The sequence below is a fragment of the Mesorhizobium sp. W067 genome (genome assembly GCF_054719525.1).
Genome location: NZ_JBTTII010000001.1, coordinates 4,255,850 through 4,281,354 on the forward strand (window position 1 = coordinate 4,255,850; position 25,505 = coordinate 4,281,354).

29 protein-coding genes are annotated in these 25,505 nt (G+C 63.5%); 18 read left to right on the forward strand and 11 right to left on the reverse strand.

What is annotated here, in order from left to right:
* Nucleotides 1-76: 76 nt before the first annotated feature.
* Complete coding sequence (locus ACYG97_RS20750) at nt 77-2,419, forward strand: response regulator (protein ID WP_352498104.1); 2,343 nt, start codon at nt 77-79, stop codon at nt 2,417-2,419.
* Here the strand turns inward: ACYG97_RS20750 and ACYG97_RS20755 are convergent, their stop codons facing one another.
* The 6 genes from ACYG97_RS20755 to ACYG97_RS20780 all read right to left on the reverse strand — a co-directional run bounded on the left by ACYG97_RS20755 (nt 2,420) and on the right by ACYG97_RS20780 (nt 7,706).
* Nucleotides 2,420-3,172, reverse strand: a complete 753-nt coding sequence (locus tag ACYG97_RS20755) for a Stf0 family sulfotransferase (protein WP_023733035.1) — start codon at nt 3,170-3,172, stop codon at nt 2,420-2,422.
* A 79-nt stretch (nt 3,173-3,251) separates the two neighbouring features.
* Nucleotides 3,252-4,382: a sterol desaturase family protein gene (locus tag ACYG97_RS20760; protein ID WP_023733034.1), complete on the reverse strand. Its 1,131-nt coding sequence runs from the start codon at nt 4,380-4,382 to the stop codon at nt 3,252-3,254.
* Between the two features lie 176 nt (nt 4,383-4,558).
* Nucleotides 4,559-5,110 (reverse strand): chloramphenicol phosphotransferase CPT family protein, encoded by a 552-nt coding sequence (locus tag ACYG97_RS20765; protein WP_023684021.1) that lies wholly within the window; start codon nt 5,108-5,110, stop codon nt 4,559-4,561.
* A 14-nt stretch (nt 5,111-5,124) separates the two neighbouring features.
* Nucleotides 5,125-5,982, reverse strand: a complete 858-nt coding sequence (locus ACYG97_RS20770) for a lytic transglycosylase domain-containing protein (protein ID WP_023733033.1) — start codon at nt 5,980-5,982, stop codon at nt 5,125-5,127.
* Nucleotides 5,983-5,985: 3 nt separating this feature from the next.
* A complete protein-coding gene (gene ispG, locus ACYG97_RS20775) occupies nt 5,986-7,239 on the reverse strand; it encodes a flavodoxin-dependent (E)-4-hydroxy-3-methylbut-2-enyl-diphosphate synthase (protein WP_023684023.1) in 1,254 nt (417 codons plus the stop codon).
* 287 nt (nt 7,240-7,526) lie between these two features.
* On the reverse strand, nt 7,527-7,706 hold the full coding sequence (locus tag ACYG97_RS20780) for a YdcH family protein (RefSeq protein WP_023684024.1): 180 nt from the start codon (nt 7,704-7,706) through the stop codon (nt 7,527-7,529).
* Nucleotides 7,707-7,945: 239 nt separating this feature from the next.
* Here ACYG97_RS20780 and ACYG97_RS20785 point away from each other — a divergent pair, with 239 nt between their 5' ends.
* Complete coding sequence (locus tag ACYG97_RS20785) at nt 7,946-8,149, forward strand: YdcH family protein (protein ID WP_023673103.1); 204 nt, start codon at nt 7,946-7,948, stop codon at nt 8,147-8,149.
* Between the two features lie 24 nt (nt 8,150-8,173).
* Here the strand turns inward: ACYG97_RS20785 and ACYG97_RS20790 are convergent, their stop codons facing one another.
* The gene (locus ACYG97_RS20790; RefSeq protein WP_023684025.1) at nt 8,174-8,989 is read right to left on the reverse strand and encodes an IclR family transcriptional regulator; all 816 of its coding nucleotides are present in this window, start codon (nt 8,987-8,989) and stop codon (nt 8,174-8,176) included.
* A gap of 156 nt (nt 8,990-9,145) precedes the next feature.
* Here ACYG97_RS20790 and ACYG97_RS20795 point away from each other — a divergent pair, with 156 nt between their 5' ends.
* The 8 genes from ACYG97_RS20795 to ACYG97_RS20830 all read left to right on the forward strand — a co-directional run bounded on the left by ACYG97_RS20795 (nt 9,146) and on the right by ACYG97_RS20830 (nt 15,612).
* Entirely contained in the window at nt 9,146-9,976 is an 831-nt protein-coding gene (locus ACYG97_RS20795) for a transporter substrate-binding domain-containing protein (RefSeq protein ID WP_023673105.1), read from the forward strand.
* Between the two features lie 69 nt (nt 9,977-10,045).
* Nucleotides 10,046-10,711, forward strand: coding sequence for an amino acid ABC transporter permease (locus ACYG97_RS20800; RefSeq protein WP_023693641.1), 666 nt, complete (start codon nt 10,046-10,048; stop codon nt 10,709-10,711).
* 1 nt (nt 10,712) lies between these two features.
* Nucleotides 10,713-11,363 carry an amino acid ABC transporter permease gene (locus ACYG97_RS20805; RefSeq protein WP_023684027.1) on the forward strand — a complete coding sequence of 217 codons (651 nt, stop codon included), beginning with the start codon at nt 10,713-10,715 and terminating at the stop codon, nt 11,361-11,363.
* Nucleotides 11,364-11,367: 4 nt separating this feature from the next.
* Nucleotides 11,368-12,162: an amino acid ABC transporter ATP-binding protein gene (locus tag ACYG97_RS20810; RefSeq protein ID WP_023673108.1), complete on the forward strand. Its 795-nt coding sequence runs from the start codon at nt 11,368-11,370 to the stop codon at nt 12,160-12,162.
* A 117-nt stretch (nt 12,163-12,279) separates the two neighbouring features.
* Entirely contained in the window at nt 12,280-12,741 is a 462-nt protein-coding gene (locus ACYG97_RS20815) for a RidA family protein (protein WP_023673109.1), read from the forward strand.
* Nucleotides 12,742-12,761: 20 nt separating this feature from the next.
* Nucleotides 12,762-13,967, forward strand: a complete 1,206-nt coding sequence (locus ACYG97_RS20820) for an aminotransferase class V-fold PLP-dependent enzyme (RefSeq protein ID WP_031200643.1) — start codon at nt 12,762-12,764, stop codon at nt 13,965-13,967.
* Nucleotides 13,968-14,041: 74 nt separating this feature from the next.
* On the forward strand, nt 14,042-14,539 hold the full coding sequence (gene purE, locus ACYG97_RS20825) for a 5-(carboxyamino)imidazole ribonucleotide mutase (protein WP_023706267.1): 498 nt from the start codon (nt 14,042-14,044) through the stop codon (nt 14,537-14,539).
* Nucleotides 14,536-15,612 (forward strand): 5-(carboxyamino)imidazole ribonucleotide synthase, encoded by a 1,077-nt coding sequence (locus ACYG97_RS20830; RefSeq protein WP_023733032.1) that lies wholly within the window; start codon nt 14,536-14,538, stop codon nt 15,610-15,612. The genes purE and ACYG97_RS20830 overlap by 4 nt, the downstream gene beginning before the upstream one ends.
* Nucleotides 15,613-15,650: 38 nt before the next feature.
* Here ACYG97_RS20830 and ACYG97_RS20835 read toward each other — a convergent pair whose 3' ends face one another.
* Nucleotides 15,651-16,079: a lysozyme inhibitor LprI family protein gene (locus ACYG97_RS20835; RefSeq protein WP_023706265.1), complete on the reverse strand. Its 429-nt coding sequence runs from the start codon at nt 16,077-16,079 to the stop codon at nt 15,651-15,653.
* A 242-nt stretch (nt 16,080-16,321) separates the two neighbouring features.
* Between ACYG97_RS20835 and ykgO the strand changes: the two genes are divergently transcribed.
* From ykgO to ACYG97_RS20855, 4 genes are all read left to right on the forward strand, one after another.
* Nucleotides 16,322-16,447, forward strand: coding sequence for a type B 50S ribosomal protein L36 (gene ykgO / locus ACYG97_RS20840; protein ID WP_006327841.1), 126 nt, complete (start codon nt 16,322-16,324; stop codon nt 16,445-16,447).
* A gap of 113 nt (nt 16,448-16,560) precedes the next feature.
* Nucleotides 16,561-17,142 (forward strand): tetratricopeptide repeat protein, encoded by a 582-nt coding sequence (locus tag ACYG97_RS20845; RefSeq protein ID WP_023706264.1) that lies wholly within the window; start codon nt 16,561-16,563, stop codon nt 17,140-17,142.
* A gap of 193 nt (nt 17,143-17,335) precedes the next feature.
* Nucleotides 17,336-18,400 (forward strand): alpha/beta fold hydrolase, encoded by a 1,065-nt coding sequence (locus ACYG97_RS20850; protein ID WP_023706263.1) that lies wholly within the window; start codon nt 17,336-17,338, stop codon nt 18,398-18,400.
* A 7-nt stretch (nt 18,401-18,407) separates the two neighbouring features.
* Nucleotides 18,408-18,872, forward strand: coding sequence for a hypothetical protein (locus tag ACYG97_RS20855; RefSeq protein WP_023733031.1), 465 nt, complete (start codon nt 18,408-18,410; stop codon nt 18,870-18,872).
* Between the two features lie 8 nt (nt 18,873-18,880).
* Here the strand turns inward: ACYG97_RS20855 and pyk are convergent, their stop codons facing one another.
* Together pyk and ACYG97_RS20865 are read right to left on the reverse strand one after the other, a co-directional pair.
* The gene (pyk, locus tag ACYG97_RS20860) at nt 18,881-20,326 is read right to left on the reverse strand and encodes a pyruvate kinase (RefSeq protein WP_023690053.1); all 1,446 of its coding nucleotides are present in this window, start codon (nt 20,324-20,326) and stop codon (nt 18,881-18,883) included.
* On the reverse strand, nt 20,323-20,811 hold the full coding sequence (locus tag ACYG97_RS20865; protein ID WP_023673118.1) for a DUF1036 domain-containing protein: 489 nt from the start codon (nt 20,809-20,811) through the stop codon (nt 20,323-20,325). The genes pyk and ACYG97_RS20865 overlap by 4 nt, the downstream gene beginning before the upstream one ends.
* A 246-nt stretch (nt 20,812-21,057) precedes the next feature.
* Here ACYG97_RS20865 and ACYG97_RS20870 point away from each other — a divergent pair, with 246 nt between their 5' ends.
* The 3 genes from ACYG97_RS20870 to ACYG97_RS20880 all read left to right on the forward strand — a co-directional run bounded on the left by ACYG97_RS20870 (nt 21,058) and on the right by ACYG97_RS20880 (nt 23,509).
* The gene (locus tag ACYG97_RS20870; RefSeq protein ID WP_023733030.1) at nt 21,058-21,855 is read left to right on the forward strand and encodes an N-formylglutamate amidohydrolase; all 798 of its coding nucleotides are present in this window, start codon (nt 21,058-21,060) and stop codon (nt 21,853-21,855) included.
* 12 nt (nt 21,856-21,867) lie between these two features.
* Nucleotides 21,868-22,176, forward strand: a complete 309-nt coding sequence (locus tag ACYG97_RS20875; RefSeq protein ID WP_023690051.1) for a DUF1244 domain-containing protein — start codon at nt 21,868-21,870, stop codon at nt 22,174-22,176.
* A 157-nt stretch (nt 22,177-22,333) separates the two neighbouring features.
* Entirely contained in the window at nt 22,334-23,509 is a 1,176-nt protein-coding gene (locus ACYG97_RS20880; RefSeq protein WP_023733029.1) for an MFS transporter, read from the forward strand.
* On the opposite strand, the gene ACYG97_RS20885 is transcribed toward ACYG97_RS20880, so the two are convergent.
* Nucleotides 23,473-24,381, reverse strand: coding sequence for a LysR family transcriptional regulator (locus tag ACYG97_RS20885; protein WP_023733028.1), 909 nt, complete (start codon nt 24,379-24,381; stop codon nt 23,473-23,475). The two genes, ACYG97_RS20880 and ACYG97_RS20885, sit on opposite strands and share 37 nt — an antisense overlap.
* Before the next feature lie 95 nt (nt 24,382-24,476).
* Between ACYG97_RS20885 and ACYG97_RS20890 the strand changes: the two genes are divergently transcribed.
* Complete coding sequence (locus ACYG97_RS20890) at nt 24,477-25,433, forward strand: SDR family oxidoreductase (protein WP_023733027.1); 957 nt, start codon at nt 24,477-24,479, stop codon at nt 25,431-25,433.
* Nucleotides 25,434-25,505: the final 72 nt, after the last annotated feature.

The following is a 25,505-nucleotide window of genomic DNA, read 5'->3' on the forward strand; positions in this document are numbered from 1 at the left end:
AGGCGCGAACGGAATTTTAATGTAAATCAAGCGTAATCCCGACCGTTAAAATGATGCGTATGTGTTGGGGTTGCGCATGCCGGAATATTCTTTCTTCATCCGCTCGATCCGGATCCGCTACATCTCGGGATTGCTCATCTTTGCGCTGGCTTCCACCGCGGTGATGTTTGCGCTCAATCGCGTCAATTCCTTCCGCCACGACATCGACGCGCTGAGCAGCAATCTCGTCGTCTTCACCCGCGACCTGCGCAACGCCTCCAGCTTTGCCGAAACCGCCAGCACGACCTGGCGCACCGAAACCCGTGACGGCCTTGCCGCCGCCGCGCGCGGCCATTCGCAACGCCTGACCAGCGAGATCGAAACACTGTCCGCGGAGTTGGCCGCGATCAAGCCGAGCCTATCGGCCAAAACGCTGGACGAACTCTCGTCGGCCGCCGTCAACGGCGACCTGTTCTGGTCGTCGCGCGACATCGTGCGCAACTTCAACCTGATGTCGGCGGCGCAACAGACCGACGAATGGAGTTCGCGCGAAATCCTCAACCAGAACGACCTGTTCGTCCAGCCGATGCTGGTGCGTGTGCGTACCGCCATGGATGGCGAACGCCATCTGGCCGACGCCTCCAGCGACAGGCTGCTGTTGTGGGCAAGCGGCCTTCTGTTCGCGGTTCTTGCCATCGTCGCCCTCTGGATCTTCCGGCCGATGGAAAAGGCAATCCGCCGCGCCTTCACCGAATCCGCCGCATCCTTGTTCAAGGCCGAAGCGGCCGACCGCGCCAAATCGGAATTCCTGGCCAATATGAGCCATGAGATCCGCACGCCGATGAATGGCGTGCTGGGCATGGCCGAACTGCTTGCCAAGACCGAGCTTAACGCACGCCAGAAGACCTTCACCGAAGTGATCGTCAAGTCCGGCAATGCGCTGCTCACCATCATCAACGACATCCTCGATTTCTCCAAGATCAATGCCGGTCAGCTGACGCTCGATCCTGCACCCTTCCGGCTTGCCGAAGCGGTCGAGGACGTGGCCACACTGGTGTCGGCGCGCGTCGCCGAAAAGAACCTCGAGCTGATCGTGCGCGTCGACCCGCGCCTGCCTGCCCATGTCGTCGGCGATGCCGGACGGTTCCGTCAGATCGTCACCAATCTGCTCGGCAATGCGGTGAAGTTCACCGAGAAGGGCCATGTGCTGATCGATGTCGGCGGCGAGGTGGTCGACGGCATGGTCCAGCTCAAGGTCCGCGTCGAGGACACAGGCATCGGCATTCCTGCCGAGAAGCTCGAGAACGTGTTCGAGAAATTCGCGCAGGTCGACGGCTCGTCGACGCGCCGCCATGAAGGCACCGGCCTCGGCCTTGCCATCGCCGCCCGCCTCATCGATCTGATGGGCGGCAAGATCGGCGTCGAAAGCGAGATCGGCCGCGGCTCGGTGTTCTGGTTCGCCGTGCCGCTGCCGGCGCATCAGCAGGACACGCGCAACGAGATCGTGCCGGTCGACGTCACCGGCGCCCGCGTGCTGGTCATCGACGACAACCCGGTCAACCGCGAGATCTTGCTGGAGCAGCTCAGAAGCTGGAGCTTCGACTGCGCGGCCGCCGAAAGCGGCGCCGTCGGCCTCGCCTTCCTAGACCGGGCCAGCCAACTCGCTGCTGCGGTCGACTGCATCATCCTCGACTACCAAATGCCCGGCATGAACGGCGCCGATGTCGCCAAGGCGATTTCCGCCGACAGCCGTCTCTCCGCTATCCCGGTGGTGCTGCTGACCTCCGTCGACCAGGTCGATTTCGGCAAGATGGTCATCGATTTCGGCATCGCCGCGCATCTCACCAAGCCGGCGCGCTCGGCCGTCCTGCTCGGCACCGTCATCTCGGCAATCCAGAAAGCGCGGGCCCAGATCGGCAAGGCCCAGTTCGTTCGCGAGCCTGTTGTTCCGCAGGCGGCACCTGTGGCGCCACCCGCCTTCACCGTCATTCGCGGCCCGGCAATTCCGGCGGCCACAGTGCCTGAATCGATCGCCACGCCAAACGGCCCGATCGATATTCTGATCGCCGAGGACAATGACGTGAACCAGCTGGTGTTCGGCCAGATCCTCAATGGGCTTGGCCTCAGCTACCGCATCGCCAGCAATGGCCGCACGGCCGTCGAGATGTACCGGGCGCTGCGACCGAAGCTGATCCTCATGGACGTCTCCATGCCGGAGATGAACGGCTACGAGGCGACCCGCGCCATCCGGGCGGCGGAGGCAGCGAGTGGCAATCACACACCAATCATCGGCGTCACCGCGCACGCACTGAAGGGCGACCGCGACAAATGTATCGAGTCCGGCATGGACGACTATCTACCCAAGCCGGTGTCGCCCGACCGTCTCGGCAGCAAGATCGGCACATGGCTCAGCGAAACGGTGGCGGTAAAGAGGGCTTGATCAAATCGCCGCGTCCAGACGATAGCGGCGCATCCAGTCCAGACTAATCTCGTCCGAGAGCTTGGCGACGCCCGGCTTTACGTCGGCGGCATTCGGCGCCGGAACGCCCAAGGCCTCGCAGATGGATGCCAATGCCGCTGCCGGATCGGCTGACAGGCGCTCATAGCCGATACGCAGCGGGACGATCCCCTGCTCAGCGAACCAGACGTTCCAGGCCGCGTCAAAGGCTTCGAGTTCGGCAAGCTCGCGCTGGATCCGCTTGAAGTCGTAGCGGGGTTCCTGCGGCGGTGCGGCCCGTTCGATCTCCGTTCCGTCGGGCGCGATGTGCCAAAGCCCGGTCTGCTCGGCCTTGATCAGCGACACCGCCTGCGCCAGCTTGTTTTCGCGCGAAAGATGGATGTAGAGGACCCGCCCGAAGGCCTTTTCAAAGCGTGCTTTGTCCGATGGCAGGTCTGGGTAGATCCGGTCGAGGATGGCCGAGAGTTCACCCAGGTTCTCCCGCATCAGGCGCAAGCCGAAGACGGCTGTTCCGCCCTTTCCCGCGCTGATTGCCGCCTTGAGGTAGGCGACATCGAAGTCATGCGCGCTCATCGTATCGGGATGCGGCAATTTCCACTCTTCTGCCCATTCCGCCTTGTCCTGCCGCCGGCAGAACGAGTGCGGATCGCCGGCTGTTTTCGTCGAGGCCAGAAGGCCGCACAGCAAGGTGCTTCCGGTTCTCGGCGTGCCGCAGATTATGTAGCCGTCACGCATCTCGGGGCTCTGTCGCTTGTCATGGATTGGGCTAACCTCGCCAGGCGCGGTGACACGCGCGCTTCGGAAGGACTCCAGTCTAGCCGCGCCGGAAGGGATAGAGGAATTGCTGCCAATATCCGTTCGGAACGGGATGTCCGTGAATGCCGTAGCCGTTCGGCCAGCGCCCTTCGGGCATATGGTGGGTACCGAACAGCCGGTCGAGCAGCGGGAAATGGATGGCGAAATTTACGTCGATCGCTTCTTTCTCGAGGCCGTGATGCCAGTGGTGGTAACGCGGCGACACCAGCATCTTTTCGACTGGACCGAAACTGGTCCCGATGTTGGAATGGATGAAAGACGAATAGACGTAGACGATCAAAATATACGTCTGGATAGCCGATTCATCGAACCCCAGCACGAACATCGGGGTTGCCGTCAGGCTGCGCAGCATGATGATTTCCAGGAAATGCATGCGCGCACCGGCAATCCAGTCCATCGACTTGGCGGAATGGTGCACGGCATGGAACTTCCACAGCCAGGGAATGCGATGAAAGGCCCGATGCACCCAATACTGGGCAAAGTCGGTCAGGAACATTACCGCCAGCAGTTGCACCAGCCACGGCAAGCCGTGGACCCAGGCGCGCACCGAACCAAGGGCGCCCTGTGCATTGACGAAGTTGGACGGCGCCAAGGTCAGGTAGGTCAAAATCTGCACCAGCAGCGACGAGACCAGATAGTAGAACAGGTCCTCGCGCCATTCGTCGCGGAACACGGTCTGATCCTTGTTGCGCGCGAAAAGACGTTCGAGCGGGACGAACAGCACACCCATGAACAAGGCGTTCAGGATGAAGAAATCGAGCCCGAAGAACACCCCGTCGATGTGCAGTTGATGGCGCACCGGAAGCATGCCGACCAGCGACGCCAGCAGCACAGTGAACATCGCTGCCGCGCCGAGCGTCTTTTGCCTGCGCAGCGTCATGCTGAGGATCGCCAGGATATAGCCGGAGATGAGGACGAAATAGAGCACCGGCTTGAAGAACAGCATCTGGTGGATGGGGGCCAGATCCGGCATCGATGTAAGCGACGGGTAGCGCAGCACGATGACCATCAGCAGGGCGGTGACCCCGGCAAGCAAGCCAATCGAGCCGGACAGCCAGCCAGAACCGAACGGCCGTTTGGCGCGCGGCGTTTCAAGTTCACTTACAACGCGTCTAAGGAAATTTGCCACCGCCCCCTATGCCCCGCCTTTTTGACGATCGCAAAAAAGCTCTCGTCGGAGATATCGACCTCTTTTGCTACAGCAGGGCTCATTAATATTTAATCGCCACGACCCTGCACATGACGGGTGACTATCGCTTTTGGGCGATTGGAAGAGCCATGATTGCAACAAAAGAACACCGGCCACTATAGTCGGAATCTTTCCTGGATGCGACGGGCGCATTCAAGCGGCGTCAGCCGGCTGGTGTCGACTTCGAGGTCGTAGTCTATGCCGTTGTGGACGCGTCCATATTGCCAGCGCGCCAGGCCAGGCAGCCTGTCGGCGCGCGCGGCCTCGCGCGCTCCCAGCACCTCCAGCGGCGCCATGACGCCGACCAGATGCAGGTCGAAACCCGACAGCAGCATGCGGTGCTCCGCTATCTCGTCATTGAAGATCACGTCGTCGACAATGAGATTGTTGCCTTGCCCGGCCATGGCGGCGATGGCATGGCGCATGCCGCGCATGGCTCGCGCGCCGACCGGCCCGCTCCTGATCACCACCGACGGCTTGCCGTCTTCCAGCACGGTCTCAAAGGAAAACCCGTCGGCATGATCCTGCAGCGCCGGCGGCAGCATGTCGATGAAAGCATCCATCTGGACATGCAGGAAGGGCTCGGTGGCGATTGTTTGCAGCGCCCTGGCGATCGAGCTTTTGCCGGCGCTGCCGACGCCATTAAGCAGGACGATTTTGGCCGTCATGTCGCCCCCTCGGCCTATCGGTTGCGCAAGACGATACAGGCGCCGCCGACGCTTTGCAGTTTCTGGCAGATGACGTTGGCGGCGGCACGGTCGTCGACGCCGATCCTGACGGCGTAGATGCCGCGTCGGCCGATCGGCGTGCGCACCCGGCTGACCACCGGGTCACGACCGGAAAGCAGCGCCGGAAACCGGCTCCTGACCCGCAGCCACTGATTGATCGCCGCGCCCCTGCGGAAATTGCCGGCCACCTGGACGCCCCATGGCTTCACAGTGATCGAGGCCATCGCCACGGTTCTGGACATGATCACCGGCAGCTTGCGGCAGGCGACGGGAAAGCTGGTTTTCGCGTCGAGCGGCTCGACCGTCCCGGCGTAGGCGCTGTCGGAAAACTTGTCGGCCGGTTCGCCCATGATGTCGAAGACGTAGCTCTCGGTCTCCATCGGCAGGAAACCGCCGGAATCCAGCCAGCGCGAAACGCGGCTCTCGCCGGCATTGTAGGCAGCCGCCGCCAGGCCGAGATTGCCGAAGCCGGTCTTCATTTCGGCGAGATATTTCGCCGAAGCCGGGATCGCCTGGTCGATGTCGAAAGGATCGGCCAGCCCGCGCATCTTGGCGGTGCCCGGCATGAACTGGGCGATGCCTTCGGCACCGACCGGGCTCACCGCATTGGGGTCGAAGCGGCTTTCCTTCCAGATCAGCCGGGCGAAGTAATCCTTCGGCAGGCCGTTCCGCTCGGCATGCGTCTCGATCAGGTCACAGACACGGCCGATCAATCGTTTCGCCGCCGAGCGCGATTGCGGTGGATCGGCGAGCGCCTGTCCGGCACCCAGCCCGCAGAGCAGGATCACACCGGCTTTGAGCAGCCCCCGCATGGCTTATTCGGCCGCAGCCTTGCCGTGCTGGCCAAACCGCTGCTCGATATAGTCGGCAACCATTTTTTCGAAATCGGCGGCGATCGACGGACCGCGCAGCGTCGCCGACTTCTTGCCATCGACGAAGACGGGCGCGGTCGGCGTCTCGCCGGTGCCGGGCAGCGAGATGCCGATATCGGCGTGCTTGGATTCGCCGGGGCCGTTGACGATGCAGCCCATCACCGCGACCTTGAGGTTCTCGACGCCGGGATATTTCTCCCGCCAGACCGGCATGTTCTTGCGCAAATCGGCCTGGATGTTCTGGGCGAGTTCCTGGAACACGGTGGATGTCGTGCGGCCGCAGCCGGGGCAAGCGGCGACGATCGGCACGAACTGACGGAAGCCCATGGTCTGCAGCAGTTCCTGCGAGACCTGCACCTCGCGAGTGCGATCGCCATTCGGCTCCGGCGTCAGCGAGATGCGGATGGTGTCGCCAATGCCTTGCTGCAAGAGGATGCCCATGGCCGCTGACGAGGCGACGATGCCCTTGGAGCCCATGCCGGCTTCGGTGAGGCCGAGATGCAGCGCATGGTTGGAACGCGTGGCAAGCTCGGTGTAGACGGCGATCAAATCCTGCACGCCGCTGACCTTGGCCGACAGGATGATCTTTTCGCGGGCGAGGCCTATCTCTTCAGCCATTTCGGCCGACAGGATCGCCGACTGCACGATCGCCTCGCGGGTTACTTCCTGCGCCGTCAGCGGGAAGCCTTGGCGCTGGTTCTCGTCCATCAGCCGGGTGAGCAACTCCTGATCGAGCGACCCCCAATTGACGCCGATGCGCACCGGCTTGTCATGCCTGATCGCCATTTCGACGATCGCCGCGAACTGGCGGTCCCTCTTGTCCTTGAAGCCGACATTGCCGGGATTGATGCGGTATTTGGCCAGCGCCTCGGCGCAGTCCGGATGGTCGGCCAGCAGCTTGTGGCCGATATAGTGGAAGTCGCCGACCAGCGGCACGTTGATGCCGAGCCGCTCGAGCCGTTCGCGGATGCGCGGCACGGCGGCAGCGCTCTCGTCACGATCGACGGTGATGCGCACGATCTCGGAGCCGGCGCGATGCAAAGCCGCAACCTGCGCGACGGTCTGGTCGATATCGGCCGTGTCGGTGTTGGTCATCGACTGCACGACGACCGGCGCGCCGCCGCCGACGACCACGCCGCCGACATCGACGCCGACCGATGTCCGGCGCGCAAAGGGGGAGGAAAAATACCCGGTCATGCCGGCAGCCTCTTGATCACCCGAGCGACATACGTCCACGTCGACGCACGCTCAAACAGCTATCAGCGCATAGCGCTGAGGTTCGGGCATGAGGTGGAGGAGCAAAGATGGCTTGTCAATGGCGACAGACAAGCAGAGCCGCCAAATCGCAGTAGCGCGGCGATCCCACAGACGGGTTTCGCCGGCCAACAGTATCGGAACCAGTAGCAAAAACAGGCCTCCGGCGGCATGTCGCCACCGGAGCGATAGTCACGCGCCAAGGCGGCGCGTCTAATCCTGGAAGGGTGTCAGTGTCTCGTCGGTTTCGCCTTCAGTTTTTCAATCTCGTCCTTGAGTGCCAGCTTGCGTCGCTTCAGATTCACGATTTCGAGGTCGTCGACCGATGGATGGTTCATCGCATCGTCGATCTCGCGTTCGATATCACCGTGTTTCCGCTGCAACTCATCAAGATGGGATGCAAGAGACATGATTGGTTCTCCCTTTCATGGTTTCCTCGATTGCAGCCGTCAAAGGCACGTCCACCGCAGGTCGCATCTGTGACGGCACCATGACAGTCTGCCACCATCCGGCTGCGATGTCGAATGCTGCGTGGTAGCATTCCACGACAATGTGATATGTGATATTGGCTGCGCGCCGGCGGCAATTGATGCCGCCCCCGCCCAATCATGCCCATTGCCGGGCGCCGCAGACATGCAGACGGTAGAGAATGTCCGACCAGGAAAAGGCCGATGTCCGCCTCGAATTTTCCCGCCTGAAGCAGGAGCATGCCGATTTCGACGCGGCCATCAATGCGATGATCGCCATGGGCTGCGACCCCTTGCAGATCCAGCGCATGAAAAAGAAGAAGCTTTTCCTCAAGGACCGGCTGATGGCGCTGGAAGACAAGATCATTCCGGACATCATCGCTTAGCCGACGGCCTCGGGGCCTAACTGCTCACCCCGCTATCGACAGCCGCGCCGCGCGATGGCGCAGCAACGTCAGCAATTCGTCGGTCTTCTCCGCTGAAGTGTCGATCGGCACCACCAGGCACATCGTCGCCTCGACCTTGCCGGCGGCCGCGAAGACAGGGGCGGCCAGGCATTTGGTGTAGGCGTCGACCAGCCCCGAAGTGATGCAATAGCCGGTCGTTCTGGCCGTCGCGATATCGGCGATGAAGTCGTCGAACTGCAGCCTGCGGCCGTCGGGCAGCAAAAGGTCGTCTTCCGAGACCATGTCCTGGATGGCGGCCCTTTCCAATCCGGCCAGAAGCAGCCGCCCCGATGCCGTCCATGGCAGCGGGATCTGCAGGCCGGTGGCCGAGCTGATGCGGAACGGCCTGGTGCCGGGGCTGGAATGGACGATGGTATAGCGCCCGCTTTGCAGCATGCACAATTCGGAGGTCTCGCCGGTCTCGCGCGACAGATTGTCGACCTCCTGCCGGCCCCGCCTAAGCAGGTCGTTGCCCCTGACATAGTCCATCCCATAGAGGTAGAGCTTCTTGCCGAAATAGACCCGGTTGCCGTCGCCCTCCATCTCCAGGAGACCCGCATCGACCAGCGAACGCACCAGCGTATAGGTGGTGGAGCGCGGCGCATTCACCCCCTTGGCGAGATCGCCAATGCCGATGGCGCGCTGCGTGACATGCAGGAAGTCCAGGATCTCCAGCACCCGGTTGAGGCCCTTCTCGCGCGAGCCGGAGGTCTTGTCGGGCGTCGGGCTCTCGGCTGGACCAAGCTCCGCCCGATCCGTGAGTCCATTGCTGTCTTGCATAACTGATTCCTGATGTTAGTATCTGTCTTGTACAGGATACATGTGTCTATTGTAAGAGACAATTCAGGTCGGCGACACGTGTGTCTGTAAGGGGAACTCAAACAACAGGAGGTCGCAGTGAACGACGCATCCAAGCGAGATTTTCTGAAACTGGGCATGGCCGGGCTTGCAACGGCGGGCGTGATGACCGCTGTCAGCGCCGAAAAGGCGGCGGCACAAGCCGCATCCGACAGCGTTCTGCGCACCGCGCTTGACCGCGGCAAGCTGATCGTCGGCACCGGCAGCACCAACGCGCCATGGCATTTCGAAAACGATGCCGGCGAGCTGGTCGGCATGGACATCACCATGGGCCGCATCCTGGCCAAGGGTCTGTTCGACGATCCGAGCAAGGTCGAGTTCGTCATGCAGGATCCGGCGCAGCGCATCCCCAATGTCACCACCAACAAGGTCGACATTACCATCCAGTTCATGACCATGACCGCGCAGCGCTCGCAGCTGATCCACTTCTCCAGGCCATACTATGTCGAGGGCGTCGCCCTGCTGACGCTGCCGACGGCGGAAAACAAGACCTTCGACAAGCTGCTCGCCGGTGGTTCGGCGACGCGCATCTCGATCCTGCAGAATGTCGATGCCGAAAGCTCGGTCCATTACGCCCTGCCGGAGGCGCAGGTGCTGCAGATCGACACCCAGGCCAATGTGCTGCAGGCACTGGAATCGAAACGCGCCGATGCCGCCGCTGTCGATCTTTCAACCGTGCGCTGGCTGGCCTCGCGCAACCCCGACAAATATTTCGATGCCGGCAAGAGCTGGTACTCGATGCTCTACGGCGCGGCGGTCAGGCAGGGCGACCTGGACTGGCTGACCTTCGTCAACCAGACCTTCACCATCGCCATGTTCGGCCATGAGACCGCACTCTACGACGCCGCCTTCAAGGACTATTTCGGCCAAGAGCCGCCGGCCCGCCATCCCGGTTTCCCGGTTGTCTGACAAGTGCTGGCGGAAGGGTTAGCCCTTCCGCCTTCTAGTTCGCATCCCCTTGGTTATTGCGGGAGACGCATGGGCTATACGCTCAACTTCAACCTGATCTGGCGCCATTTCGACAAGCTGTGGGGCGGCCTTCTGCTCAGCCTCGAGCTTGCCGTGATTTCGATTGCCATCGGCGTCGTCATCGGCCTGGTGCTGGCGGTCTGGTATGTCTCGGCCGGACGCGTGGTGCGCGCCATCATTGCGGCTTACGTCGAATTCATCCGCAACGTGCCGCTGATCCTGCTCGTCTATCTTGTCTTCTACGGCCTGCCGACGGTGATCGACGTCGCCTACGACGCGCCGACCTCGTTCGTGCTGACGCTGTCGGTCTATAGCGGCGCCTATCTGGTCGAGGTGTTCCGCTCCGGCCTGGAAGCCGTGCCGCGCGGCCAGCTCGATGCCGGCAAAGCCATCGGCCTGACGCCCTGGCAGCGGCTGGTTCATGTGCGCCTGCCGACCATGCTGCGCATCACGCTGCCGGCGCTGTCCAACACCTTCATCTCGCTGTTCAAGGACACGTCCATCGCATCGGTCATCTCGGTGCCCGAGCTCACCTTCGGCGCCCAGTGGATCAACTTCAACACCTTCCGCATTGTCGAGGTCTATCTGGTGACGACGGCGATGTACCTGGTGACCGGTTACACCCTGCTCTTCGGGCTGCGGCTGGTCGAACGCCGGTTCAGGGCTGCGCGCTGACATGCTGAGCCAGATCCTCTACGCCGTACCGTTCCTCGCCCAGGGCTTCGCCATCACTTTGTGGGTGTCGCTGCTGGTCGTGGTGCTGTCGCTGATTGCCGGCGTCGCGCTCGGCGTCGGCCTGGTCTACGGCCCGGCGCCGCTGCGCTGGGCCGTGCGCATCTTCTCCGACACCATCCGCGGCATCCCGATCCTGGTGCTGATGTTCTTCGTCTATTACGGCCTGCCGGCCATCGGCCTGCATCTGCAATCCTTCTCGGCGGCGGTGCTGGCGCTGACCTTGTTCAAGACGGCGCAGGTCATTGAGTATCTCCGGGGCGCCGTCGGCTCTATTCCCAAGGGCCAGTCAGAAGCGGCGATGGCCATTGGGCTGACTTTTCGCCAGCGGCTCACCTACGTCATCTTTCCGCAGGCCTTCCGGCGCTTCCTGCCGCCCTGGATCAACGGCGTCACCGATGCGGTCAAGGGCAGCGCCCTGGTCTCGCTGCTCGGCATCACCGACCTGATGCAGGCGATCAACCAGGTCATCGGCCGCACCTATGAGGCGATGCCGCTCTACATCCTCGGCGCCTTGATCTATTTCGCCGTCAACTATGCGCTTTCCTACGCCAGCCGGCGGCTGGAACGGCGCTTTGCCTTCATCCGGGACTAGCACGATGGCCACAAGCTCGAACGACAATGCTGCCCTTCTCGACATTGCCGGGGTCTCGAAAGCCTTTGGTTCGGTCGAGGTGCTTCGCTCGGTCAGCCTCAAGGTGGACAGGGGCGAGGTGGTCACCGTCATCGGCCCTTCCGGCAGCGGCAAGACCACCCTGCTGCGCTGCGTCAACTTTCTCGAAAGCTACGACTCAGGCTCGATCCGAATCGACGGCAAGGAGGTCGGTTTTCGTGAGGCCGGCGCGCGCCAGCGGCGCAGCGAGCGCGACCTTGCCAATATGCGCGCCGAAACCGGCATGGTGTTCCAGAGCTTCAACCTGTTTCCGCACCTCACCGCCGCCGGCAACATCATGCTCGGCCTCACCAAGGTGCGCGGCAAGAGCAAGGCCGAGGCGCGCCAGATCGCCGAGCATTGGCTGAGCCGCGTCGGCCTGGCCCACAAGGCCGACAGCCTGCCGGCGGAACTCTCCGGGGGCCAGCAGCAGCGCGTCGGCATAGCGCGGGCAGTCGCCATGGAGCCGAAGATCCTGCTGCTCGACGAGATCACCTCCGCGCTCGATCCCGAATTGGTCGGCGAGGTGCTGGCCGTTGTGCGCAGCCTGGCCGAAGACGGCATGACCATGGTGATGGTCACGCACGAGATGGCCTTCGCCCGCGACGCTTCGAGCCGCATTGTCTTCATGGCCGATGGCGGTGTCAGCGCTGTTGGCCCGCCGAAGGAGATCCTTGCCGAAGAGACCACCAATGAGCGCCTCCGCTCTTTCCTGGCGCGCTTCCGCGCCTCCCATTTCTGACATGGGCGGCCCAAAGCAATTCCAGGAGAAGTGTAAGCGGTTTTCCCGGGAAAAGCGCGAAGCGCTTTCCCCTGGGAATTGCGTAAAACAACAGGCCGGCCCAAGGAGAATTCTTCCATGACGCCTTACATCCGGCTCGCCGAACTCGGCCTGACGCTGCCCGAGCCGCCGACGCCGATCGCCAATTTCGTCACCCATGCGGAAAGCGGCCGGCTGATCTTTCTTTCGGGTCAAGGGCCGTTGCGCGCCGACGGCACGCTGTGCACCGGCAAGGTCGGCGAGGACGTCACCGTCGAGCAGGCCTATGAGCATGCCCGCCTCACCGGCCTCAACCTGCTCGCCGTCATGCACGCCGCCGCCGGCGATCTCGGCCGCATCGTGCGCGTCGTCAAATTGCTCGGCTTCGTCAATGCGACGCCGACCTTCAGCGACCACCCGAAAGTGGTCAATGGCTGCTCGGACCTGTTCGCCAGCGTCTTCGACAAGATCGGCGGCCATGCCCGCTCGGCGATCGGGGTCGGCTCGCTGCCTGGAAACATCACCGTCGAAATCGAAGCGGTCGTCGAGATCGCCGCCTGACCGTCAAGGGATTGCTGAACATGAAAACCTATTCCGACACCGGCTCCAACACCACGATCCGTGAACGGCTGGGACTGCGGCCGATCATCAACGTCTCCGGCACGATGACGACGCTCGGCGCCTCGATCATCGTTCCCGAGGCGATCAGCGCCATGGCCGAGATCGCCTCGCAATGGGTGGAGATGGACGATCTGCAGCGCGCCGCAAGCGTGATCACCGCCCGCCTCACCGGCGGCGAGGCCGGCTTCATCACCGCCTGCTGCGCCTCAGGCATCACAATGGCGATCGCCGGGGCAATGACCGGCACCAATTTGCTGGCGATCGAACGGCTGCCCGACGACACCGAAGGCCTGAAGTCCGAAGTCGTCATCCAGCTTGGCCATATCGTCAATTACGGCGCACCGATCGACCAGTCGATCCGCGTTGCCGGCGCCAAGGTCATTCCGGCCGGCACGGTCAGCGTCACGCAGGATTATCATGTGCGCGAGGCTATCAACGAGCGCACCGTGGCGGCGCTCTACGTCGTGGCGCACCACACCGTGCAATACGGCATGCTTTCCCTCGAGGAATTCTGCGATATCTGCCACGCCAGGGGCGTGCCGGTGATCGTCGACGCGGCTTCCGAATATGACCTGCGCAGCTTCCTGGCGCGCGGCGCCGACATCGTCGTCTACAGCGGCCACAAATTCCTTTCGGGGCCGACCAGCGGCATCGTCGCCGGCCGCAAGGATCTCGTCCGCGCCGCCTATCTGCAAAACCGTGGCGTCGCCCGCGCCATGAAGGTCGGCAAGGAAAGCATCGCCGGCACGATGGCGGCGCTCGAAGCCTGGGAAAAGCGCGACCATGCCGGCATCCGCCGACGCGAGGAAGCGGCGCTCAATCTATGGAGGGATTCGCTGCAGGGAATACCCGGCATCGTCGCAAACATCATTCCCGACCCGACCGCCAATCCACTTGACCGGCTGCAGATCTTCGTCTCGTCCGAAAGTCGCTTCAATGCCGCCGGCCTCGCCTCGGCATTGGCGGCAGGATCGCCGCCCATCATCGTGCGCAACCACGAGGTCGAGCGTGGCCATTTCTTCCTCGACCCGTGCAACCTGCACCCAGGCGAGGCCGAGATCGTCGCCGAACGCCTCCGCGCCGTGCTCACCGCGGCCGACAGGCCGGCGGATGCGATGAGACAGCCGCGAAAGGATTCATCCGGCGCCCTGCGCTGGCCGGACTAGGCTGCGGCGGCCGCCATCCTTGCGGGCCAGCCCGAATTCCGCTAAGGCGCGCCTTTACCGCCGGGAGCATGCGCTTGACCGACCACCGCGCCGACGTCGCCATCATCATGGGCAGCCAGTCCGACTGGGCGACGATGCGCCACGCCGCCGAAACGCTGGAGGCGCTGGGCATTCCGCACAAGCGGCTGATCGTCTCCGCCCACCGCACCCCGGACCGCCTCTATGATTTCGCCAAAGGCGCCAAGGCGGCCGGCTACAAGGTGATCATCGCCGGCGCCGGCGGCGCCGCCCACCTGCCCGGCATGACGGCGGCGATGACGCCGCTGCCGGTGTTCGGCGTGCCGGTCGAATCGAAGGCGCTGTCAGGCCAGGATTCGCTGCTCTCCATCGTCCAGATGCCGGCCGGCATTCCGGTCGGCACGCTTGCCATCGGTAAGGCGGGTGCGGCCAACGCCGCCCTTCTGGCGGCCGCCGTGCTGGCGCTACACGACGAAGAACTTGCCGCCCGCCTGGATGCCTGGCGCACCGCCCAAACCGCCAGGGTCGCCACCGAACCGACGGACGCGCCGTGAGCCTGCCCGCGGGATCGAGCATCGGCATCATCGGCGGCGGCCAGCTCGGCCGCATGCTGGCTGTTGCCGCAGCGCGCCTCGGCTACCGCACAATTATCCTCGAACCGCAGGCCGATTGCCCGGCGGCTCAGGTCGCCAACCGCCAGATCACCGCCGCCTATGACGATGCGGACGCCCTTGCCGAACTGGCGGCAGTCAGCGCCGTCGTCACCTACGAATTCGAGAATGTGCCGGTAGCGGCTGCCGGCGCGCTCGCCGCCAAGGTCCCGGTCTATCCGCCGCCCAGGGCGTTGGAAGTCGCCCAGGACCGGGTGGCGGAGAAGCTATTCCTTAACAGCATCGGCATCAGGACAGCGGATTTCCGCTCCGTCGACAATGACGACGAACTGACGGCGGCGCTGAGAGAGTTCGGTGGCAGCGGCATCTTGAAAACCCGCCGCATGGGCTATGACGGCAAGGGCCAGCGCGTCTTCCGCAACATGGAGACGGGCGGCTTTGCCGGCACATGCGAGACCATGGGCAATGTGCCGCTGATCCTCGAATCCTTCGTCGCTTTCGAGCGCGAAATCTCGGTCATCGCCGCGCGCGGGTTGGACGGCGCGGTCGCCGCCTACGATCCGGCTGAGAACGTCCACCGCGACGGCATCCTGCATACCTCGACCCTGCCGGCCCAGATCAGGCTGGAGACGGCGGCGACGGCACAGGGGTCGGCAGCGAAAATCCTGTCGGCCCTCGACTATGTCGGCGTCATCGGCGTCGAGTTCTTCGTTCTTGCCGATGGCACGCTGCTGGCCAACGAAATGGCGCCGCGCGTGCACAATTCCGGCCACTGGACGGAAGCCGCCTGCATCGTTTCGCAATTCGAGCAGCATATCCGCGCCATTGCCGGCCTGCCGCTGGGCAACCCTGGCCGGCATTCAAACTGCGTCATGGAAAACCTGATCGGCGACGATGTGCTGCGCGTACCCGCTTTGCTCGCCGAGCCCGATCTGATGCTGCATCTCTACGGCAAGGCGGAAGCGCGCCCAGGCCGCAAGATGGGCCATTTCACGCGCATCAGCCGCCGTAGCTAAGCCATTCCGGCACTTTGCGCGAGGGCGTGGCTCGAGCCCTATTGCAGCTCGTCGTTCAGATCTCCGTCCTCGTCGGGGCTGGCGCAACTCGCATCGCCTTCCCTACAATTGGCGCCCGCGGTGAGCTGTTTGATGCGCTGGTCCGTCAGTTCGGTCAGGCATTGTGAAACCTCCATCGGATGGATGGAGCCGCCCTCGCTGTCTGTCGTCGTATAGCCGCATTCGGCGTCGCGGAAGGCGATCCAGGCGCGTTGCGCGACCTGCAGCAGCTTCCTGCCCTTGTCGTCGTTGCGACCGACGAGATCCTTGTAGGCCTGGTTGAGCTTGGCATCGGCCGCCCGATAGTCCTCGCCGGCGCAGATGTTCATCATCTGCTGGCTGTCGTCGTTGCGGTCGCATTCCTGCGCCTGCGCGATGGAGGCGGCTGCCAGAACGGCAAGGCTCGCGGACACAAACAACAGGCGCATAGAGGTCTCCAAATCGGCTTGCGGGTGCCGCACCATTCCAGCCCGCCTTCGGCCGCGCAATGGCGTGGAGCCGAGATGGCGGATATTTGATGGCCAAAGCCATTCTCGGCCTCTATCCAGCACGCTTGCGGTTGACACGGGCAAGGCTCCTCGTTTATGAGCCACCGCAAGTTCAAAGGCGCGCTTTTCAGGCGCGCCTTAATAATTCGGCCCGGACAGGGCCCAGACCGACGGGCAAGACCATGAAGATCAAGAATTCGCTCAAGGCGCTGAAGGCGCGTCACCGCGACAACCAGCTGGTTCGCCGCAAGGGCCGCGTCTACATCATCAACAAGACCGCTCCACGCTACAAGGCGCGCCAGGGCTGAGTGTTCGGCCGGAGGCTCGTTGCCTCCGTCCATACGATGGTAATTGCCTGGTTCCAGGCACTTTCACGCTAATTTCAGTTTGACGATCCGCCGTCCGGGGTTAGATTCCGGCGATGCGGATTCTTTTTGCATTTTTGGCCACCCTCTTTCTTTTCGGCGTCACTCCGGCGTCGGCGGACGATCCGCCGGCAAAGCCGCCGGTTGCCCTGACCAGGGAAGCCAGGCTCGACCAACTGTTTGCCGAGCTGAAGCGCGAGCGCAACGAAAAGGCGGCCGAGCGCATCGCCGGGCGCATCTGGGGCGAATGGTTCCAGTCCGGCAGCGCCTCGATCGACCTGATGATGCAATGGTCGCAAAAGGCGATTGACGACCAGAAGTTCGACGTCGCCCTCGACTTCCTCGACCAGGTCGTCATCCTGCAGCCAAAATATGCCGAAGGCTGGAACCGGCGCGCCACCGTCCATTACATGATGAAGAATTTCGGGAAATCGATGTCCGACATCGACCAGACGCTGCAGCTTGAACCACGCCATTTCGGCGCGCTTTCCGGCCTGGCCCAGATCATGGCCGCCACCGGCCACAAGCAATCGGCGCTCGAAGCCTGGCAGAAGGTGCTTACCATCTATCCGATGATGCGCAGCGCCCAGGACCAGGTCGCGGCAATTTCGGAAGAGCTTGCCGGCGAAGGAATTTGATTAGGCAGTAGGAATTAGGGATTAGTGAGTAGTCAGTAGAGAAGATTGGTCGAGACGCCACCTCCCTACTCCCTACTCCCTACTCCCTACTCCCTACTCCCTACTCCCTACTCCCTACTCCCTACTCCCTACTCCCTACTCCCTACTCCCTACTCCCTAGAACTTATCCCCCTCCACCCCCGTATCTCCGCGCATGAACCTCATTTACGCCGCCTGTGCTTTGCTCCTCGCGCTCGTCTTTGCCCTGGCCGGTGTCACCCGCGCCGGCACGTGGCTGATCGAGTGGCGGAACCCGCCGGCCGGCGAATTTGCCGACATCGACGCCACCCGCATCCACTATGTCCACGTACCGGCGCCTCAAAATGCCGAGCTGCCGGCGATCGTCTTCATCCATGGCGCCAGCGCCAACCTCAGGGATCAGATGCTGCCGATCAGGCCTTTGCTCGAAGGCCGCGCCGAGATGGTCTTCCTCGACCGGCCGGGCTTCGGCTGGTCGGCGCGCGGCCCCGGCAATGAGAGCCCGTCGGGGCAGGCCGACACCATCGCCAGGCTGATGGACCGTCTCGGCATCCACAAGGCGATCATCGTCGGCCATTCGTTTGGCGGCGTGATCACCGCCGCCTTTGGCCGCGAACACCCGGAGAAGACGCTCGGGCTGGTCTTTCTGTCGCCGGTCAGCCACCCCTGGCCGGGCGGCGCGACCGCCTGGTACTACAAGCTGACCGCCACCCCCATCATCGGCTGGCTGTTCTCGGAGACATTGACCTATCCGGCAGGCACGCTGCAGATGGACGGCGCCACGGCCTGCGTGTTTTCTCCCAACAAGGTGCCGGAAGGCTATGTCGGCAATGCCTCGATTCCGCTGGTGCTGCGTCCCGGCGCTTTCCGCGCCAACGCCATCGATGTCGCCGGCCTCTACGACTATACGCTGAAGGCCGCGCCGCATTACCGCGACATCACAGCGCCGACCATCGTCATCTCGGGCGACCGCGACAAGGTGGTCTATGCCTCGATCCATTCGGTCGGCCTGGTCAGGGACATCCCCGGCGCCGAACTGATCTGGGTCCACAATCTCGGCCACAAGCCGGATTGGATCGCCTCCGACCTCGTCGTCGGCGCGATCGAGAAAGTCGCCGGCAAGGTCGTCGACCTGCAGGCAATGGCAAAAACCGTGGAAGCACGCATCGCCGGCGATGCGTACAACGATGCACAGTGCCCCGACATTACGGTGCCCGACGCGCAACTCGCCCCGACGTGACGGCCGCATGTATGTCCTGAAGTACGGAATCAAGAAAAACCCCGAAGCGTTCTGGGCGCTACCGGATAGCATCTTCTTCGGCTACGGCGCCTGCCACATCCTTGCGGGCACCTTCCTCAGCCATCCTCCCCTGGACGGATTCTGCGGCGAACGGATCATTCCGGGCGAGGATTTCTACGGCAACCATATCTACATGACGAACGGCGTGATCGCCTTCGACTATCACGGCTATTCCAGCCGAGAGCGGCTTCTGCAGCACCACGGAAGGGGATGGGCTTCGCATAGCGCAGGCTGGCACTGCACGCTGGAAAGGGTCGATTTCGACCTGCTCGACACCGCCGACCTCAACCGGCGAAAGATGCGCGGCCCGGATCAGTATCTCTATGACCCAATCCCTCGCGCACACCGCTTCCTTCAGCGTATCGATCACGCCGAAGGTGCGGCAAGAGCGCTGCGAACTGTGATGAGTTGAAGCCTCTGTCAACCTATGTTGCGGGTGGCCTGCACGTCCGACCCGACATAGGCGATGCGCAGCATGTTGGTCGAACCCGGCGTCCTCAGCGGCACGCCCGCCGTGATGATGACGCGGTCGCCCGGCTGACCGAACCCCTCTTCGAAAGCGATGCGGCAGGCGCGGTCGACCATGTCGTCGAGGTCGCTGGCGTCGGGCGAGACGACGCAATGCGTGCCCCACAAGAGCGACAGCCGCCGCGCCGTGTTGAGGATCGGCGACAGCGCGATGATCGGCACTTGCGGCCGCTCGCGCGCGGCGCGCAAGCCCGTGGTGCCCGACGCCGTATAGGTTATGATCGCCGACAGTTTCAGAGTCTCGGCAATCTCGCGGGCGGCGAGCGAAATGGCGTCGGCGCCGGTTGCTTCCGGTTCCGAGCGCTGCGCGTTGATGATGCCGGCATAGGTCGGGTCGGTTTCGACCTTGGTGGCGATGCGGTTCATCATCGCCACCGCCTCGACCGGATAGGCGCCGGCAGCGGATTCGGCTGAAAGCATGATGGCGTCGGCGCCCTCGAACACGGCGATCGACACGTCGGACACCTCGGCGCGGGTCGGCACCGGCGCGGTGATCATCGATTCCAGCATTTGCGTGGCGACCACCACCGGCTTGCCGGCGCGGCGCGCGGCGCGCGTGATCTGCTTCTGGATGCCGGGCACCGCTTCCAGCGGCATTTCCACACCGAGATCGCCGCGGGCGACCATCAGCGCGTCGGAGAGTTCGATGATTTCGGCCAGCCGGGCTACCGCCTGCGGCTTTTCGATCTTGGCCATGATAAGCGCCCGGCCGCGCGCGATCTTGCGGGCTTCCGCCAAATCCTCCGGCCGCTGCACGAACGACAGCGCCACCCAGTCGACGCTTTCCGCCAGCACCGCATCGAGGTCCTTGCGGTCCTTTTCGGTCAGCGCACCGACCGGCAGGTCGGTGTCGGGCAGGCTGACGCCCTTCTTGTCGGAAATGGTGGTGCCGGCGACGACCGCGCAGGTGATCGACTTGCCGTCGCTCTTCACCGCCCTGAGCTCCAGCTTGCCATCGTCGATCAACAGACGGTGGCCGGCCTCGACCGAACTCAGGATTTCGGGATGCGGCAGGTAGACGCGGGTCGACGTGCCGGGCTCGGGATTGTTGTCGAGGGTGAAGGTCTGGCCCGGGGTCAGCACCTCCTTGCCGTTGGCGAACTTGCCGACGCGCAGCTTCGGTCCCTGCAAATCGGCCAGGATGCCGATCGGACGGCCGACCTTTTCCTCGACCGCGCGGATGCGGCCGACCAGCGTGCGCATCAGCTCGTGATCGGTGTGGCTCATATTGATGCGGAAGACATCGGCGCCGGCTTCGAACAGCTTCTGCAGCATCTCCTCGGACGAGGAGGCAGGACCGATGGTGGCGAGGATCTTGACCTTGCGGCTACGTCTCATTGACTGTTTGTTCCCGGGGCGGCTGGAGCGCCTCCCGTTGTGGACTCATCGGTCAGCTGGACCATCCAGCTTGCCTGCTCGCCCGTGTCATATTCCTGGAATCCGGCGCGCTGGAAGCCCCGGGCGACGCAATCGGTAACGCCGGCAATCTTGAATTCTTTTTCGGCCACGCACATGTTGATCGGGCCATCCCAGCGCCCGCCGCGCTCGGCGTCTTCTGCATAAAGATAGTAAAACCTCGATGACAGCGGACCTTCGATCAGCGTCTTGCAGCTCGATCCTTCGATGTGCCACCACCCCTCGGTGATCCAGCCTGCCTTGGCGCGGTAGCCGATGCCGACGCCGACCAGGTTCTGCGTGGCGTTGCAGACGCGGAAATCGGCGCGGGCAGGCGAAGCCGCGACCAGCGCGGTGAGCCCTAGCGTCAGGGTCAGGAGCGGCACGGCAAAGGCGGTGCGCGCACGCGGCCTGCCGGCGGAACCCATCCCGAAACCCCTCAATAACGTCATCTGCATCTCTCAGCGCCCCTTTTCGGAAAAGTCCGGGCGCATGTCAACGCGCCGTTCTGTCCAATTCCAATCGATTTAGAAAGGCCCCCGACACGCGATCTGCCGCGCGTCACAGGATTTTCGCAGAAACCGTGGCCAAACAACGGCATTGCGCAACAGTCCTCTTCGTGGGAATGACGATACCACCCTCCCCGGAAGCCAGCGAACAGACCTTTCCAGCCAATGACCCGATCCACAGTTTTCGCGCCTTTCGATATCGTCGAAGGCGACCGCAAGCGAGGCATCGTGCTTGTCGCCGACCATGCCCGCCGCGACCTGCCGGAGGAGTATGGCAGTCTCGGCTTGCCGGCGGCGGAACTCGATCGCCATATCGCCTACGACATCGGTGTCGAGACGGTGACGCGCGAACTGGCCGCAGCGCTCGACGTGCCGGCGGTGATCGCCAATTTTTCGCGGCTGCTGATCGATCCCAATCGCGGCGAGGACGACCCGACGCTGATCCGCCAGCTCTATGACGGCACTGTCGTGCCGGGAAACTACCCTATGGCACCGGCCGAACGCGAAAGGCGGCTCGACGGCTTCTACCGGCCTTATCAGGACGCGGTCGGCGCCATGATCGCGTCGGTGGCGCACGCCTCAGGCAAAGCGCCGCTCATCTTCTCCGTACACTCCTTCACCCCTGTCATGCAGGGCTTCATCCGCCCTTGGCATGTCGGCATATTGTGGGACCTCGACGACCGCGTGGCGCGGCCGCTGATCGACATGCTGGCGCAGGATAAAAACCTCGTCGTTGGCGACAATGAACCCTATGACGGCGCGTTGCGCGGCGACACCATGTTCAAGCACGCCATCGTCAACGGCTTTGCCCATGCGCTGATCGAGATCCGCCAGGACCTGATATCAGACCGCAAGGGGGCGCTGGCCTGGGCGGAACGGCTGGCGCCGATCGTTGACGCCATCGACAGCCGTCCCGATATACATCAGGTGAAGATGTTCGGCTCGCGCACCGGGCCGCTGTGAGGACCCAAGGCAATGACCGAACTCAGCGATGACCAGAAACGCGATTTCGAGGCCGCGGCCTTCCGCCGGCTGGTCGAGCATCTGCGCGAGCGCAGCGATGTGCAAAACATCGACCTGATGAACCTCGCCGGCTTCTGCCGCAACTGCCTGTCGAACTGGTATCGCGAAGCGGCCGAGGCTGAGGGCGTCGACCTCGGCAAGGATCAGTCGCGCGAAATCGTCTACGGCATGCCCTATGCGCAATGGCAGGCGCTGAACCAGACCGAGGCTTCGGACGCCAAGAAGGCGGAATTCGAGGCGAGGCGGCCGAGGGATCATTGACGATTGGCTAGGCCCTACGCGACTTCGTCATCCTAGGGTGGAGCAGTCGCGAAGCGACGTCGCGGAAACCGTAGGATGACGAAGAGAAAGGCGCTTGACGAGAAATTGAATCGATCTAATTTGCCGCGCAAAGCCATTCTTTGACCGGATTCGGGCCATGAACGCGCAAGACACCATGCAGAGCGCCATTCGCGGGCGGTGGGCCGTAGCCGCGATATTCCTCGCCAACGGCTTCCTGACCGGCAGCTGGGCGCCGCAGATTCCGGTGTTCCTGACCCGGCTCGACATCTCGAAATTCACCCTCGGCCTGCTGATCCTTCTGTTCGGCGTCGGCGCGGTCGCGGCCATGAGCTGGTGCGGCCATCTGATCTCCAAGCATGGCTCGCGCACCGTGTTGCGCTGGTTCGGCCTTTGCGGCAGCCTCGGCCTGCTGATCGTGGCGCTGGCGTCCAACGTGCCGCTGGCGGCGATCGCCATGATCATCTTCGGCGGCTCGATCGGCGGCATGGATGTCGCCATGAACGCCAATGCAGTGGTGGTCGAGCGCCGGCTGTCCCGCGCCATCATGTCGTCCTCGCACGGCTTCTGGAGCCTCGGCGGTTTCGCCGGTGGCGGTCTGGGCGGTTACGCCATCCAGACTTACGGCCACCTCGCCCATGCGGCTGTAGTCACGATCATTGCTTTTGCCACCATAGCCGTGGCGGTCGGCTACCTCATCGCCGAGGACAAGCCGCAGGCGGCCGAACATCACAAGTTTACGCTGCCGGCCAACCCGCTGGTCTACCTGGTCGGGCTGATGGCGCTGCTGACGATGATTTCCGAGGGCGCCGTGCTCGACTGGGCAGCGCTTTATCTCAGGCAGGAGTTCGGCGCCGACCTCGCCATCGCCGGCCTTGCCTACGCCGCCTTCTCCGGCGTCATGGCTGTCATGCGCTTTTTCGGCGACGGCGTGCGCAACCGCTTCGGCGCGGTGGCCACGCTGCGCGGTTCGGCCATCGTGGCCGCCGCCGGCATGCTGGTCGCCGGCCTGTCGCCCTCGCCCTGGATCGCCATCGCGGCTTTTGCCCTGTGCGGCTTCGGCATCGCCAACATGGTGCCGATCATCTTCTCGGCCGGCGGCAACCAGGAAGGCATGTCGTCGGGCACCGGCATGAGCGTCGTCACCACCATGGGCTATTCCGGAATATTGGTGGCGCCGTCGGCGATCGGCTTCGTGGCCGAGCATTCGAGCTTCGGCCCGATTTTCGTCGCCATGTCGGCGCTGCTGGTCGTCGTGCTGTTGATGGCCGGGCTCGCTCACCGCGCCGAATTCGCGGCCGCCCCCGCCGAATAGCGCTTCAGCTCCTCGTAGAGGAAATCCGCGACGCGGCGGATGCGCACGCTGGTGCGCACGTCGCGATGCATGGCCAGCCACACCGGCAGGCTGGGCAGTGGCAGGCCGAGCAGCAGTTTCTCCAGCGACGGGTCGCTGTCCGCCAGCGGCTCCTGGCCAAGACCGACGCCGTTTCCCGCCCGCAGCGCTTCCCACAGAACGATCTGGTTGTCGGTCCTGAAGCGGAAGCTGCTTCGGGTGACCGGGATGCCGGCCTGGGTAAAGCCCCGGATCATCTCGTCGCTACGGTCGAAGCCGATCAGCGGATGGTCGAGAAGGTCGGCGGGCTTGAGCGGGCGTCCGTGCCTGTCGAGATAGGATTTCGCCGCGCAGCAGCAGAGCTTGATATCGCAGACCTTGCGCGCCGTCAGCTCGTTCTGCGCCGGCTTGACCATGCGGATGGCGATGTCGGCATCCCTTCGCAGCAGGTTCTCGACCTGGTTCGAGGCGACGATCTCGACCTCGATGCCGGGCTCCTCGATGCCGAGCCGCGCCGTCATCCTCGGCAGCACATAGGCCGCCACCACCTCGCTGGCAGCAATGCGCACCGTGCCTTCGATCGCCTCGACCGAGCCCAATGCCAATAGCGAAAACGCGCTCGCCTGCTCGCTCACCGCTCTGCCGCGTTCGAACAGCGTGGCGCCTGCTTCCGTCAGCGCATAGCCGCGCCGCCCGCGCCGGAACAAGGTGACGCCGAGCGCCTGTTCGAGCTCACCGATGTGACGCCCGAGCGTCGGTTGGCTGGCCGACAGTTTGCGCGCCGCGGCCGACAGGCTGCCGGTCTCCGCCACGGTAACGAAACTCTTGATCAGGTTCCAATCCATATCTTCCATTCATTTATGAATAACCAAGCTGCATCCATAGTCAATTTTCATTCGCTTATGAACGCATCATATTCGCCGTGCAAACACAGACACGGAGAAGAAAAATGACCAAGATCGCAATTCTGGGCGCCAATGGCCGGCTCGGCCGCGTGGTTGGCAAGGCCTTCATCGACGCCGGTTTCGACGTCCGCGCCGTCACCCGCACGGGCAAGGTCCCGGCCGAACTCAAGGGCGCCGCGGCCATCACCGGAGATGCGCTCGACCGCGAGGCGCTGATCCGCGCCACGCAAGGTGTCGACATCATCTTCAACGGTCTCAACCCGATCTACACCGATTGGAGCAAATGCCTGCCGATGGCGGCGAACGTCATGGCCGCCTGCCATGCCAATGGCGCGCTGCATCTTTTCCCCGGCACTGTCTACAATTACGGCTCGCCGATGCCTGAGGTGGTCACCGAACACACGCCGTTCCGCCCAACGACCGAGAAGGGCCGCATCCGCTGCGTCATGGAAGCGCTGTTTCGCCGCGAGGCCGATGCCGGTCGCGTCCGCACCATCATCCTGCGCGCCGGCGATTTCTTCGGCGGCACCGGCAGCGGATCATGGTTCGACCTCGTCGTCGCCGCCAAGATGAACAAGGGCGTCTACACCGCGCCCGGCCCTGCCAACCTCGTGCATGAATGGGCCTATTTGCCGGACTTCGCCATCGGCTTCGTCGGCCTGGCGCGCAATCAGGGCAAGCTCGGCTTCTTTGAGGCGCTCAACTTCCCCGGCCACGCCGTCACCGACATGGACATAAAGGCCGCGGCCGAGAAAGCGTTGGGACGTCCGCTGAAACTGACCTTCATGCCTTGGTGGGTGCTGCGCGCCGGCAGCCCGTTCGTGGCGATGTGGCGCGAGATCGTCTCGATGTCCTATCTGCGCTTCGAACCGCACCGGCTCGTGTCCGACCGGTTGGAAGGCATCATCGGCGAAGTCCCGCACACCCCGCTGGACGAGGCCGTGGCCGAGGCCTTGAAGGACATCGGCATCAGCCTCAACAATGCAAAAGACGCCGCCTAGACAAAATCTCTCGCGGTGCTGGCCCAATCGCTGGAAATCAGCAACCGGATGGTCATTATGAGGAGACTGTTT

Excerpts from the sequence above, each read along its gene's own strand:
- ACYG97_RS20750 (WP_352498104.1), top strand. The coding sequence starts at position 77 with ATGCCGGAATATTCTTTCTTCATCCGCTCGATCCGGATCCGCTACATC.
- ACYG97_RS20755 (WP_023733035.1), bottom strand. The coding sequence starts at position 3,172 with ATGCGTGACGGCTACATAATCTGCGGCACGCCGAGAACCGGAAGCACC.
- ACYG97_RS20765 (WP_023684021.1), bottom strand. The coding sequence starts at position 5,110 with ATGACGGCCAAAATCGTCCTGCTTAATGGCGTCGGCAGCGCCGGCAAA.
- ACYG97_RS20770 (WP_023733033.1), bottom strand. The coding sequence starts at position 5,982 with ATGCGGGGGCTGCTCAAAGCCGGTGTGATCCTGCTCTGCGGGCTGGGT.
- ispG (WP_023684023.1), bottom strand. The coding sequence starts at position 7,239 with ATGACCGGGTATTTTTCCTCCCCCTTTGCGCGCCGGACATCGGTCGGC.
- ACYG97_RS20780 (WP_023684024.1), bottom strand. The coding sequence starts at position 7,706 with ATGTCTCTTGCATCCCATCTTGATGAGTTGCAGCGGAAACACGGTGAT.
- ACYG97_RS20785 (WP_023673103.1), top strand. The coding sequence starts at position 7,946 with ATGTCCGACCAGGAAAAGGCCGATGTCCGCCTCGAATTTTCCCGCCTG.
- ACYG97_RS20790 (WP_023684025.1), bottom strand. The coding sequence starts at position 8,989 with ATGCAAGACAGCAATGGACTCACGGATCGGGCGGAGCTTGGTCCAGCC.
- ACYG97_RS20795 (WP_023673105.1), top strand. The coding sequence starts at position 9,146 with ATGGCCGGGCTTGCAACGGCGGGCGTGATGACCGCTGTCAGCGCCGAA.
- ACYG97_RS20800 (WP_023693641.1), top strand. The coding sequence starts at position 10,046 with ATGGGCTATACGCTCAACTTCAACCTGATCTGGCGCCATTTCGACAAG.
- ACYG97_RS20805 (WP_023684027.1), top strand. The coding sequence starts at position 10,713 with ATGCTGAGCCAGATCCTCTACGCCGTACCGTTCCTCGCCCAGGGCTTC.
- ACYG97_RS20810 (WP_023673108.1), top strand. The coding sequence starts at position 11,368 with ATGGCCACAAGCTCGAACGACAATGCTGCCCTTCTCGACATTGCCGGG.
- ACYG97_RS20815 (WP_023673109.1), top strand. The coding sequence starts at position 12,280 with ATGACGCCTTACATCCGGCTCGCCGAACTCGGCCTGACGCTGCCCGAG.
- ACYG97_RS20820 (WP_031200643.1), top strand. The coding sequence starts at position 12,762 with ATGAAAACCTATTCCGACACCGGCTCCAACACCACGATCCGTGAACGG.
- ACYG97_RS20835 (WP_023706265.1), bottom strand. The coding sequence starts at position 16,079 with ATGCGCCTGTTGTTTGTGTCCGCGAGCCTTGCCGTTCTGGCAGCCGCC.
- ykgO (WP_006327841.1), top strand. The coding sequence starts at position 16,322 with ATGAAGATCAAGAATTCGCTCAAGGCGCTGAAGGCGCGTCACCGCGAC.
- ACYG97_RS20845 (WP_023706264.1), top strand. The coding sequence starts at position 16,561 with ATGCGGATTCTTTTTGCATTTTTGGCCACCCTCTTTCTTTTCGGCGTC.
- ACYG97_RS20850 (WP_023706263.1), top strand. The coding sequence starts at position 17,336 with ATGAACCTCATTTACGCCGCCTGTGCTTTGCTCCTCGCGCTCGTCTTT.
- ACYG97_RS20855 (WP_023733031.1), top strand. The coding sequence starts at position 18,408 with ATGTATGTCCTGAAGTACGGAATCAAGAAAAACCCCGAAGCGTTCTGG.
- pyk (WP_023690053.1), bottom strand. The coding sequence starts at position 20,326 with ATGAGACGTAGCCGCAAGGTCAAGATCCTCGCCACCATCGGTCCTGCC.
- ACYG97_RS20865 (WP_023673118.1), bottom strand. The coding sequence starts at position 20,811 with ATGGGTTCCGCCGGCAGGCCGCGTGCGCGCACCGCCTTTGCCGTGCCG.
- ACYG97_RS20870 (WP_023733030.1), top strand. The coding sequence starts at position 21,058 with ATGACCCGATCCACAGTTTTCGCGCCTTTCGATATCGTCGAAGGCGAC.
- ACYG97_RS20875 (WP_023690051.1), top strand. The coding sequence starts at position 21,868 with ATGACCGAACTCAGCGATGACCAGAAACGCGATTTCGAGGCCGCGGCC.
- ACYG97_RS20880 (WP_023733029.1), top strand. The coding sequence starts at position 22,334 with ATGAACGCGCAAGACACCATGCAGAGCGCCATTCGCGGGCGGTGGGCC.
- ACYG97_RS20885 (WP_023733028.1), bottom strand. The coding sequence starts at position 24,381 with ATGGAAGATATGGATTGGAACCTGATCAAGAGTTTCGTTACCGTGGCG.
- ACYG97_RS20890 (WP_023733027.1), top strand. The coding sequence starts at position 24,477 with ATGACCAAGATCGCAATTCTGGGCGCCAATGGCCGGCTCGGCCGCGTG.